At 42.6% G+C, this 13174-nt stretch carries 5 protein-coding genes and 1 pseudogene; all 6 read right to left on the minus strand.

Translation table 11 applies throughout. The annotated features are described in order from the left end of the window. Positions 1-249: pseudogene (locus AC1DND_RS05210) on the minus strand (hypothetical protein); the annotation flags it as partial. A gap of 45 nt (positions 250-294) precedes the next feature. Next, positions 295-1974: a RagB/SusD family nutrient uptake outer membrane protein gene (locus tag AC1DND_RS05215; RefSeq protein ID WP_477579672.1), complete on the minus strand. Its 1680-nt coding sequence runs from the start codon at positions 1972-1974 to the stop codon at positions 295-297. Between the two features lie 55 nt (positions 1975-2029). Next, positions 2030-5062 carry a SusC/RagA family TonB-linked outer membrane protein gene (locus AC1DND_RS05220; RefSeq protein WP_477579674.1) on the minus strand — a complete coding sequence of 1011 codons (3033 nt, stop codon included), beginning with the start codon at positions 5060-5062 and terminating at the stop codon, positions 2030-2032. Positions 5063-5114: 52 nt separating this feature from the next. After that, positions 5115-6773 (minus strand): RagB/SusD family nutrient uptake outer membrane protein, encoded by a 1659-nt coding sequence (locus AC1DND_RS05225; RefSeq protein ID WP_477579676.1) that lies wholly within the window; start codon positions 6771-6773, stop codon positions 5115-5117. A gap of 10 nt (positions 6774-6783) precedes the next feature. Then, a complete protein-coding gene (locus AC1DND_RS05230; RefSeq protein ID WP_477579678.1) occupies positions 6784-9978 on the minus strand; it encodes a SusC/RagA family TonB-linked outer membrane protein in 3195 nt (1064 codons plus the stop codon). A 625-nt stretch (positions 9979-10603) separates the two neighbouring features. Beyond that, positions 10604-13174 (minus strand): Ig-like domain-containing protein (locus tag AC1DND_RS05235; protein WP_477579679.1); only part of this gene is annotated, 2571 nt, incomplete at its 5' end.

The following is a 13174-nucleotide window of genomic DNA, read 5'->3' on the forward strand; positions in this document are numbered from 1 at the left end:
CCATAATAGGTCTCCATAATAGGTCTGGGCGGACAAAATTATATCACTTATTCTACGTTCATATTCAGCCTTGGCAGGATTATCTGTCGGCACAAAGTACACCACATTTAAATTATACTTGTGATCACTTGTAAAGCCGGTGTCAACGGCTACGACCGGGGGTGGTGTTTCAACAGTTTCTACCGGAACACTTTTCTTACAAGCTGTAAAAAAAAGCGGGAGGCACAACAATAGGGATGTTTTTTTCATTTTGGTTAGATTGATTGCTATTCATTTTAAGACTCCCTAATTGATTTACCAGCCCGGATTTTGATTCTGACGACCAATGCCGGCATTGGCATCTACCTCGTTTTGCGGTATTGGGTATAGATACATTTTAGGAAGGAATACCATGTTTTGGATTAAAGAAGGAGTATAAGTGGTGGTGGTTCCCTGCCTGCTTACGCTTATCCCCCTTAAAGGAGCACCAAGGGTACTTTCGCCAATTTTCCATCTACGTACATCCCATGGGCGGTGGCCTTCAAAAGCCAACTCTACTCTTCTTTCGTTGCGTATCCGCTCACGCATCTGCGCCTGAGATAATCCAGCTGGTAAAGCAGGCATCCCTACTCTTGTTCTGATGGCATTTACCGCGGCGTATACCGATACATCGGCACCAACTGTTTCATTGCGGGCCTCGGCATAATTCAACAACATTTCTGGTAATCGGAAAAATATCCAAAAATGGCGTGAAGTCTGACTATTGGTTAAGTTGAGTGCCGGATCGAGGAATTTTTTAAGGTAATAGCCTGTAGCGGTACCATTGGTCTTATCTGGTCCATCTGCGCCCCCGCGGGTAATATCAATCACACGTCCGTTATAAGTTAAACCATCACGTAAAATGGTGGCATCTAATCTTGGATCACGATCTAAATACGGTTGTGCTGGGTTGTAGCCTGAACCTGCTTCGCTAATGGGTTTTCCGGTTGTTTTCATTTCAAAAGCATCCACCAAGTTTTGTGAAGGGCCGACACCACCTCCTCCTCTATCAAAGCCTACAGCATAATTTCTAACCTCCAGGTAATTCTGGTTCGATTCGTTCTGTACCCAGATCATTTCCTTGTTTGCATAAGGATTCCCCCTAAAATTCGCCTCGTAATTGGCCATGTTATTGCTGATTGCCGTAAGCGAAAAAGGAGCAGTACCATTAGCAAAAGGTAAGGCAGCAGCCGCCGCAGCCTCCCATTTCGAGGCATCGTTTGAAGGATTATTCAGCGGGCTGGCAGCGTAAAGTAATACCCTCGCCTTCAGCGCCTGGGCAGACCATTTTGTGGCCCTTCCATAGTAGTTTTGCACATTTGATGCGGTATAATCAACCGGCAAACGGTTAAAGGCTGAATCGCAATCTTTTAAAATAAGTTTTACCCCATCCTCATAACTTGCCCTTGGTATATTTGCATCAGCTCCAGTGTTAATGGTCTTGGTAAGTAAGGGGACACCGCCATATCTTTTAATCAGTTCTGCATAAAAATAGGCCCTCAAGAAATACACTTCGCCGATCAGTCGCTGTTTCTGTTCCGCTGCCGTGATGTTATTGATGATAATCGGCGCGCCATGGTCTACAGTATTTACCTGGCCCACCTGCTCAAAGAATTTATTGCATTTGCGGATACCTGTGTAATAATAGTTCCATAAATTGTCGGGGTTATTATCTGCACTCCAGGCACCGGTACCAAATCTTTGCACCTCTGCAGAGAGGTTATTAAGTTTGGCATCATCAGTAGCTGTTTCGATAAAAGTGAGGCTCGAAGTGATACTAAAACCACTTTGCAGCGTAGCGCCATAAATGTCGTTTACAAACTCGGTTACATAATTGATTTCTGTAAAAATCAATTTTTCCGGTACCACAATTTCAGGAGGGCTATCCAGCAGGCTTTTTTTACAGGAAAGCAGTATTGCGGAAGCACAGATCAGGATAAGAATACTTTTTTTCATTACAATATATTTTTATTGATGCATGGCCAATTGACCATCATGATTAAAACAAAAATTAAAAGGTGAACTGTCCACCTATATTTACAATGCGCATGCGGGGATAATTTCCGATACCTGCACCCGACATTTCAGGGTCCATCCATTTTACCGGTAGTTTATCGATGATAAACAGGTTTGAACCATTCACAAAAACCCGCATTTTATCAATCACCACTTTTCCTTTATTGCGGATCGCAGTAGAAAACCCTACCTCCACATTTTTCAGTTTCAGGTAGTCGCTCTTATGAACCCAGTAATCTGAGACTTGATAATTCAGTGCGTTATTCACCACAGACAGGCGTGGAAAATCTGCTGTACCAGCTGTTTCTGGCGTCCAGCGGTTTAATACGAATGTGCTTGGTTTAGCACCGCCCTGAAATCCCTGTGTGCTTACATTACGTAGATCAACTATACCACCAGCAGCCCCCTGAAGCAGGAATGAAAGGTCGAATTTAGCATAGCGGAACCCTCCACGGATGCCATAAAAATATTTAGGCAAAATACTGCCCAAATAGGTTTGATCATACACATCAATCAGATTGTCGCCATTCAAATCCCTGTATTTCATATCACCAGGTTTCACCGCACCAAACAACGGTAATGGAATGGTTTTATTGGCCGCAGGCAGAGCGAGTTCATTATTGATCTTTGCAGCTTCGGCTGCCGTGTAAAAACCTTCACTGATCATCCCAAATGCGCCACTTAAAGGTTTGCCGGTTCTTTTCAGGTAATCGTAAGGGCGGAAAACTTCATTATTAAATACTACAGTATTTTCTGTCCACGATCCAAGAACGGCAATAGAGAATCCGAGCTTATTCTTTTCATAGTGGTAAGACAATTCTCCATCCAGGCCTTTATTATCCATAATACCCTGATTGTAAGGTGCAGTAGCAATCCCCATTGTTCCTGAAATAATCGGCGTGGCTAAGATGTCTGTTCTTCTCTCTTTAAACATATCCACCGACAATCTTAAACGTTCTTTTAAAAAGTAGAGGTCGAAACCTACATTGGCCTGTCTTAAAGTCTCCCAGGTTACATCTGGGTTGGCCAGTCTGGCCTGTGTTCTTCCACCTAAAGCAGATGGGTTATTGCCAAATACATAGCTAGCACCACCGGTATAAAAATTCTGATAAAGAAAACGCTGTGTTCCTATTCCGGTAATATCAGCATTGCCTGTATAACCAAATGAGCCACGGATTTTCAGGTAATTGATCACCTCCTGGTTTTTCATAAAAGCCTCTTCCGAAACAATCCACCCTGCAGAGAAGCTAGGAAAAAAGCCAAAACGTTTGCCTTCTGGTAAATTCCCAGAACCACTATACGACCCATTAAATTCGGCAATGTAACGCTGATCAAATACATAACTCAACCGTGAGGCAAATCCCTGCGATGCATAAGGAAAATCAAAACCGTTTCCGTTCTGGTAGCTCTGGTTGTAATTAAGAAAACCTTCTACCCTGTGTTTTCCAAATTCACGCTGGTAAGCCAGGTTGGTATAAAAAGTTGTTCTTCTATCTTGACTGTTAGCTCTTGATACCACATTGAGCAAACCTTCGGTACCGAAACTCTTGTAGGTATTATCAGGCTGTAGCTGATAAACTGCAAATGTTTTAGAACGCCCACCATTGGTATAAAAGTAATTATCGAAAGCAAAGGCACCATTGATGGAAAGTCCTGGTGTAATCATATCCAGATCGTGCTTTAATTTAATGGTTCCCAAAAAATTGCGCCTAAATTCTGTAGCATAGCCCGTGCTGGTTAGTAAGCCATATGGGTTATTCTGAAACTGCGAAGTGCCACCAATTTTACCATCGGGATATTTCACCGGAAATTCATTACCTGGATAGGTAGAAACCGCATTAAAAATTGTACTTGTACCCGTTCCAGGGTAATTTCTATCTTCTAAACGGCCCGAAAGATCAAGGGAAAGCAACAGCCTTTTGGTTGCCTGAAAATCGAGGTTTGTTCTAAAGTTATAACGTTTAAAATCGATGTTATTACTAAAGCCATACTGCTCTTTGTTTACATCGCCATTTTTAAAAATGCCGCCCTGGTTCAGGTATCCCATCATCACATAATAGCGAAAATCGTTGTTGCCTCCCCTGAACATCAGGTTGTAGCGAGATTGACTGGTGGTTTTCTTCAGCATTTCATCATTCCAGTTCACATCTGGATATAACATCTGATCTCTGCCCGGATTGTTATAGGCATCTATCTGTGCCTGCGAATATTTTGCAGGAAGGCCATCGTTAACCGCACCTTCGTTATAGAGCTGCATGTATTGTTGAGCACCTAAAAATTCAGGCGAAGCTCCTGTATACTGAATCCCCCTTTGTGCCACAAAAGAAACTTCGCTGGTATTGGCCAAACCTCTTTTCGTGGTGGCCATAATAGAACGACCAGATCCTCTGATGCCAAAAGCCCCGTTCGCGGCATTATCCTTTAAAATGGTAACTGTTTCCAATTCCAACGGATCTATTTGCTGGATATCTCTTTCAATTCCATCTACATAGGTTAATGGTGTGAGCGCATTGTAAGAGCTAAAGCCTCTGATGTTTAAAAGAGAGCCATCATATCCAGGTTCGCTACTGTTCTGTCGGGCAAACAGACCAGCAAGATTCCCTCCTAAAAGATTTGAAGAGTTCGGTTCTGGGTTTTTCGACAGCTGCGCACCGCTAACTGTAGATACAGCAGCAGTGCTGTATTTTTTGTTCTGGCTCATCCATGGCAGCTCTATATTGCCTTCCCATGGTTTTGAGGCATCCAGTGTAATGGATATTTTTTCGGTTTTTGTATTTATTGCTGCAATTTTAGCCAGGTAATTTTCTGCCTGTACCGCTACAGTGTCAGTATCGTTCAATGCAAGCAATACCTCGCCCTTGGTATTGGTGATGTCCTTTTTCCCTGAAGAGTAAACCTTGATCCCAGCACCGGCTACTGGGTTTCTATTCTGATCAACTATGGTAATCCGGATTTTTTGTTGTGCCTGTGCGTGTATAACGCAAACACAACTTAAAAATAGTACCGTGATCATTTTCAAACAACTCATGTATAATATATTAAGTCTGATAAATTCTGATTATTAATGGGGTTACTGATACCTAAAACCATCCTGGATTTTGCTTCAGCTCTGGTGATTTAAAGATTTCTACCTCAGGTATCGGATAGAGGTAAAATCTTTTCAGAAAACTTCGTTTTTCGAATGCTGTACGGCTATAGCTAAAAGTTCCGTTGGCATTTTTATTGATTTTAAATCCATAAAAAGAACCCGCATCCAAACTTTCGGCCATTAGCCAGCGGCGCTCATCAAAGAGATTTGTTTCTTCGAAAGCAAATTCCAGTATCCGTTCCTTTTTTAACTTTGCGGCAAAATCTGCCTGGTTTAAACCAGTTGGAAATGCAGGCATACCTGCCCTTGTGCGCACCAGATTAACATAAGTATATGAATTGGCATTAGGCCCACCTTCAAATTCGTTCTGTGCCTCTGCATAATTCAGGTAAAGTTCTGCCAGCCTGTAAAATATAAAGCGGGATGCTCCCTGGTTCTGCGCGGTTATACCCACATATTTTTTTTGCAACATACCGGTAATGGTCCGGTCTCCGTTGTAATCTTGCCCGCCGTTAATAAATGGCTCAAATGTTCTTCCGGCCCAGGCTACACCATTGGTTAAAATGGTTTGCAATAAGCGGGGATCGCGGTTTTTATAAGGATCCTGGTCATTGTATCCCGATGTTGGATCAGAAATAGGCTTTCCATTCACCATATCGTACATATCCACCAGGTTTAGTGTTGGGTTGGATTGAGCTGGCCCGGCCACCTGGTTTGCATGAGAAAAGATTACCTCTTTATTATTAGCATTACCCCTTACATTGATAAACATATCACCATAATTACTGTAAAGCTGGTATTTGAGTGCTTCTGCAGTATTGGCATCTATAAAATCCTTTGCAGCATCCATGGCTGTTTTCCAGCGCTGAATGTTATATGAAGGATATTTAAATAAAGAATCAGGACAATTCGCATCGCTTAAGTGCGGCTGGTTGGCATTAAATAACGGACTTGCAGCATATAACAACAACCTCGATTTCATGGCCATACTCGCCGATTTGCAGGCACGACCAAAATCGGTGGTGGCATTGGGCCAGATCCACGGCAGGTTGGCTGATGCATAATCTAAATCTTTTAGGATAAACTTAACCGTTGCATCAAAACTCGAACGTTTTAACTGCTTGCCAAATTCAGGTTTAATGTCTTCGGCATCATAGATCCAAACCGAATCGATAATGGGTACACCGCCGTAACGCTTTAACAGTTCAAAATAGGCGAATGCACGCAAAAAGCGGTTTTCGGCTTTAAAATAAGCCGCATTAGCCGGCGTAAATTTCATGTATTTCTCGTTCTTTACGAAAATATTGCATTTACGGATCATCGGATAATAAGTGCCGTAAGCATTATCAACATTGCCCGCACCACCGTTGTAGGCATTTACATTATATACCTGGAAAGGCGACCATTGTATGCCCTGCTCCGATTCGAAACAGCCATCGGCCAGCTGTCCGCTATTTCTGTTGAGCTGGTTTGAAGGCATGCTGGCGTAAATATTGGCCAGGTATTGGCGGCACTGCAGCTCATTACTAAAAACTGTAGAATCGGTTGTGGTTACATTATTTGGAGGTGCTGCTAAAAATTCTTTCTGGCAACCGGCAATTCCCGTCCCCAAAAGGGCTGCCATGAGGATTTGATATATTTTGATTTTCATAATTTTCAGATTAAAAATTAACGGATAACCCGGCGTTATAAACCACCGATTGTGGGTAATACCAGCCACGGCTGTTTCTGTTTTCCGGATCCAGGTATTTGATACCCTTACTGTAGGTAAATAGGTTTTGGCCGTTTACATAACATCTCAGGCTACCCAATCTTAATTTTTTAACTAAGCCATCGGCGAAAGTATAACCGATCTCGGCATTTTTAAGGCGGATAAACGAGGCATCCCTAATCCAGAAATCAGAATCAACATAATTGTTATCCGTACTCTGTGGATCGCTTGATAAACGTGGGTAAGTAGCGGTAGCTGCAGTACTAGGCGTCCACCTGTTTAAGTGATATTCCAGTACTTTCCCACCGTTAAAAAACTCCCAGGCTACTTCGGCCGAAACAAACATGGAAGTATTGCTTGATCCGGCAAATAATACGCTTACATCTAAACCTTTCCAGCTGAAGCCAGTGCTAAAGCCATAGGTAATTTCAGGGAAAGTTGGTTTTCCAACCGGAACCATGTCATAAGAATTGATCATGCCGTCCCCGTTAATATCCTTATACTTAAAATCACCTGGCTGTAAACGCCCGCTGAAATAAGCCTGTATGGTTCTGTTATCTACCTCGCTCTGGTTGTTATAAAAACCATCAGTCAGATAGCCCCAGCTTTGCCCAACACTTCTTCCGGTACGGGCCATCCATTCGTATCTTGGCGTTGGCTCGTCCTGCGCCAGGATCTTGTTACGGGCAAAAGCGAAGTTCCCCCTCAGCCAAACATTTACATTCCCGATTTGATGTGCARTATTGGCTTCAATCTCAAAACCTTTGTTTTCTACCTGGCCAATGTTCTGTACCGGTAAGGTAATGCCTGCTACCACTGGTGTACTTGCCGGGGAAGTTAAAATATCAACACGTTTTTTATAAAAGACATCGGCTACCAAACCAAATTTTTTACCCCATAGGTTTAAATCTAAACCGATATTCGAACTGGTTTCTCTTTCCCAGGTTACGCCATTGGTAGGTATTGCACCCTCAACCAGTCCGCCAACTGATGTACCTTGTGCCAGACCAAAACTATATCCTGTGCCTGAGCTGTAAGCATTATTGTAGTATAAAAATCTTCTTCCCGTCACCGCATCGTTACCCACCTGGCCAATTGATCCTCTTAACTTCAGATAAGTAATGGCAGGCAGGCTATTTTTAATAAAATCTTCATTGGAGATTAACCAACCGGCAGAAAAGGAAGGGAAAAAGCCAAAACGCTGACCATCCTGAAAGTTTTCTGAACCGTTATAACCGGCATTTACCTCTGCAAAATACTTATTGTCGTAACCATAGGTAACACGGCCAACCGCGCCCATTCTAGAAAACGGCCAATCGGTAAGTGAACTGGATGTAACGGTATTATTTGTTTTTCTTTGCTGGTTGTAGAGCAACAAAGCGGTAATATCGTGTTTACCGGTTTTTCCCTGCCAGAACAAAGATCCTTCCAGGTAAAAATTACGGTTACTGCCATCTGCATAAGCACTATTGGTAGATACCAAAGGATTATAGGTACCAGTTCGCTGTGTGTATATATACTGTCCGTTGGCATCGATACCATCTACAGAATATCTTCGGTATGCACTGGCGATATCGCCACTATTTCCGCGGAAGGTATTGTAAAACTGTGTATAATAACTGTTAAAAGCCAGGTTAGCCTTGGCACTCAGGCCTTTTAAAATAAAATCAAGTTTCTGATTAGCAACCACACTTATTTCTACGGTACTGTTATACTCTTTGGTCACACCGCGCTCTCTTAAATCACCCAGGATATTCCGCTGCACTTTTGCAGGGCGGTTACTGGCGCCATAGGTACCATCAGGATTTAAGAGATTCATTTCATTTGGTGCCGTACGCGACAAACCGCTGAACATATCGCCTGCGCCCCCATAACCGGTAACACTACCACCACTCACGGCATAAGGGCTATTTTTCACGCCTCCTATAGCCGCCATGTTTACAGAAATCAAGGTTGTTTTAGTGGCATTAATGTCGATATTCGAACGGAAGTTAAACCGCTGAAAACGCGAGTTTGCATCAAAGAAATCGCCTTTTGTATTTTTGTAAATCCCCTGCTGATCTGCAAAACTGCCTGAAACAAAATAACGTGCTATATTACCCCCTCCACTTATATTGATATTTACATTTGATTGCGGGGTAAACTCTTTCAAAAATTCCTTGTAATAATCAACATCAGGATACAAGAAAGGATCGCTATGGTTCTTGTAACCATCAAGCTGTTGCTGTGTATAAGGTGCTACTGCATTCGGGTTATCATTTAGTACAGCCTCATTTCTTAGTGTAGCATAATCGTACGAACCCACAAAGTTGGGTAAGCGGGCTGGGCTTTGTAAGCCATAATTTGCAGACATCGATATCTGTGTTTTGCCTGCAACACCTCTCCTGGTAGTTACCAATACCACACCATTAGCGCCCCTAACACCAAAAACTGCTGTTGCCGAGGCATCTTTCAAAATCGATACCGATTCGACCTCATTAAAATCGATCTGCGAAAAAGGCCGTTCAACGCCATCAACCAATACCAATGGTGCTGCACTTGCCGAACTTAAGGTAGTTATACCCCTAATTAAAAGACTGGCATCATCGCGTCCTGGCTCTCCACCACGTTGCTGGGTAATTAAACCTGGTAAACGACCTGCAAGGGCATTACTTAAGTTGGTAACCGGGTTCTGCTTAAGTTCTTTTGTAGATATAGAAGAAAGCGCCCCAACATTGGTTGCTTTTGTTTTCTGTCCGTAACCTACCACAACTACCGCATCAAGATCATTTTGCTGAGGTTCCATACGTATCTTAAGTACAGTTTGCCCATTAACCTCACGCTCTATTGTTTTGTAGCCAACAGACATAAACTGAATTATATCACCTGTATTTGCATTAATGGTAAAGCTCCCATCGTTACTGGTTTGTACACCACCCGATTTTCCTTTTATTTTAACCGAAACACCTGGTAAAGGCTGCCCCGTTTCGTCAACTACTTTTCCTGAAACAGAAATAAATACCCGGGTAAAAGTTTTATCCAATAGCCCATAACCCATTGGTTGATGGCGAGGATTTTTAAGTTTATTAAATGGAGAAGCATTAATTTCATTGTGAACGAGTAGCCCTACTGTCACAACAAAAAATATCAAGTAATTTTTTTTCATGCGCTTCTAATAATTTGATTAATACAGTTCAATGATTTTCTTTTCATCATACAATTGGTTAGGTTTTAAGAAACTGGGGCATTATGCATCAGTGGTAATTCTAAATTCGATCAGGTTGTTATTAAATCCTATGCTTTGGCAAAAAAGGTATTGCTGCACCGATCGGCTTTTTTTGGGATCGAACAAGCTCGACGACCAGGGATTAGCAGCTTGGTGCAAAATTCCCAAAAGCCCAAGCTGTTTACATTTCGTAAAAACTGGTTCATTGGTTTGTTGGTTAGTTGTTTTATATTGACCGATTACCCGGCTTGGTTAGCCTGTAAAATTCTATAATGGCAAGATGATTATATGGGGAAAATCTTAAACTAATGGTGTGAAAACCTTAAATTTTAAGGCTTTTTGATGCCTTTTAGGTGATTTTCAGTGTAGAAACTTAAAGGCTTGCGCTTTATTGTAACAAAATGTGTTACACAAAAAAGCTGGAATGGATGTAACTGTATTACAGGCATGTTCTTAAAACAAACGGCCTTTTAAAAGAAATAAGAACCCCTAATTTGCAAATAAGTGCACAAAAAAAGAGAGTGCTTTTGGGCACTCTCTTTTTCAATAATATTAAAAAAAATGGTTATAACTTGATTACTTTTACAACCTTTCTTTCTGTGCCTTGTCGTACCTCTACCATGTATACACCGGCAGGGAGTTCAGACCCGAAAGTTAACTGTTCGTTAACCGCTGTTTTAGCTTCTTTAACCAGTTGCTGGGCTATATTATAAACCCTATACTGTAATGCATCGCTGCTAGGGCTTTCTACCTGCACTTTAAACCCAGTTGTACTTGGATTTGGCCATGCAGTAACTTTTAGTGCAAGCAATGATTCGAGGGCGTTTCCAATATTGGTGTTTAATGGAAACTCTTCAAAATTCACTGCACCGGCTTCCTGGTTCAATAACAGTTCTGGCTTATTGCTGGTTGCCTCGCGCGAATTAAAACTGACCAGGTTACCAGATCCTTTTACTCCCTGATTGATCAGCTTGATAGAAATGATTTTTTTCCCTAAAGCAAGCTGGCTATTGATATAGGCGGTTACATCCAGTTCGTACCAGGCACGAGCCGTATTTTTAACAGTATAGCTACCAAGCAATGTACCACTTTCTGCTGGTTTGTTGTTCCAGGTAATGGTGCCTTCTCCCCAGGTGGTATTGGCCAGGCCATATACCGATACAATCCTCGATGGATTAACATCGATACGGGAAGCATATAGCCTGATCTTTGCACTGTTTACTGCTGAACCCGAAAATGTACTATAATCGAAACGCAGGTAAGATTCTCTGAACGCAGACCAGTTATCGCTGCTCACATCCAGGCTTTTTGAGCTTCCGTTATTGGCGTTCGCAAAAACACCATCCCGTACAAATGCATCGGCCACCGGATTAACAGTTAAAGCCTGTGGGGCGTTTACCTTCACCGTAACAGCTAAAGATGTTGCCACCCTGCCTAAATTATCGGTTGCTTTTGCAGTAAGCGTATACGTTCCAGAAGGAACATTATTCCACACCATGTTATAGGGTGCCGTTGTAGATTGGCCCAACAAAGTTGATCCTTGATAAAACTCTACTTTAACAATTGTTCCGGTAGTATTGACATTAAGGGTAATATTCGAATTTGACGTAAATACAGCATTGTTTACCGGAGCGGCAATAGCCACTGTCGGCGCAGCACTCACATTAACATTTACAATAGCAGATATAGTTGTTCCCCCATTATTATCGGTTGCCTTGGCTGTAAGCGCATAGGTTCCTGCACTAGGGCTGGCCCAGGTAAAACTGTAAGGCGCAGTTATAGACTTACCCAACAGGGTGCTGCCCTGGTAAAACTCCACTTTGGCTACTGTTCCATCGGCATCGGCGGCGTTGGCACTAATGGCCAGATCCGATCCTGTGGTAAATACGGCATTGTTTGCTGGTGAGGTGATGGCCACCGTAGGCAAAGTATTAACTGCAATGTAAACCGCTCCAGAAACTGTTGTTCCTCCGTTGTTATCGGTTGCTTTAGCGGTAAGACTGTAATTACCTGTTGTAGGATTATTCCAGGTGAAGCTATATGGTGCAGTGGTTGACTGACCCAACAATGTGCTGCCCTGATAAAATTCTACTTTGGCAATTGTTCCATCGGCGTCGGCAGCATCGGCATTAATGGTAACGTTCGTTCCCAATTGGAATACAGCATTGTTTGCAGGTGAGGTGATGGCCACTGTTGGCAAGGTGTTCACCGTAATGTTAACCACATTAGAAGCTGTTGCTCCGCCGTTGTTATCCATTGCCTTGGCTGTAAGGGCATAAGTTCCTGCAGCAGGATTATTCCAGGTAAAATTGTAAGGTGCAGTGCTTGACTGACCAAGCAATGTACTGCCCTGATAAAACTCTACTTTGCTGATTGTTCCGTCTGTATCAGCCGCATCGGCTTTAATGGTAACGTTCGTTCCCCCTGTGAATACAGCATTGTTTGCCGGCGAAACGATGGCTATCGTTGGTATGGCATTTATCTTAATCCTAACCGTATCTGCAACAGCTGTTCCACCATTATTGTCGGTGGCCTTCGCAGTGATCTTATAAAATCTTGGACCAGGATTATTCCAGATAAAGATATATGGTGCAGCGGTAGATTGCCCTAACAAAGTACTGCCTTCATAAAACTCTACTTTGCTAATTGTTCCATCAGTATCACCAGCATTGGCCTTTAGGACAACATTAGCACCCGCTGTATATACAGCATTGCCTGTTGGTGAACTGATGGCTACCGTTGGCAAGGTATTGATGGTAACCTCAACGGTGTCTGATATTGTTGTTCCTCCATTATTATCAGTTGCTTTAGCGGTAAGGCTGTAATTTCCTGCTGTAGGATTATTCCAGTTAAAGCTATATGGCGCAGCTGTAGATTCACCTACCAGGGTTGAACCCTGGTAGAACTCCACCTTGCTGATTGTTCCATCGGTATCAGYRGCATTGGCATCAATARYAACATTGGTACCAGCCGTTAACACMGTATKGTTTGCYGGTGAACTGATGGCCACGGTTGGCAAGGTATTGATGATTACACTAACCGTATCTGATACCTTTGTTCCTCCGTTATTATCRGTTGCTTTAGCGGTAAGGTTGTAATTTCCTACAGCTGGGTTAGTCCAGGTGAAGCTATAAGG

It is taken from the genome of Pedobacter sp. 01N416 (assembly GCF_056399685.1).

Coding starts and splice junctions, on each gene's coding strand:
- AC1DND_RS05220 (WP_477579674.1), bottom strand. CDS start 5,062: ATGAGTTGTTTGAAAATGATCACGGTACTATTTTTAAGTTGTGTTTGC.
- AC1DND_RS05225 (WP_477579676.1), bottom strand. CDS start 6,773: ATGAAAATCAAAATATATCAAATCCTCATGGCAGCCCTTTTGGGGACG.
- AC1DND_RS05215 (WP_477579672.1), bottom strand. CDS start 1,974: ATGAAAAAAAGTATTCTTATCCTGATCTGTGCTTCCGCAATACTGCTT.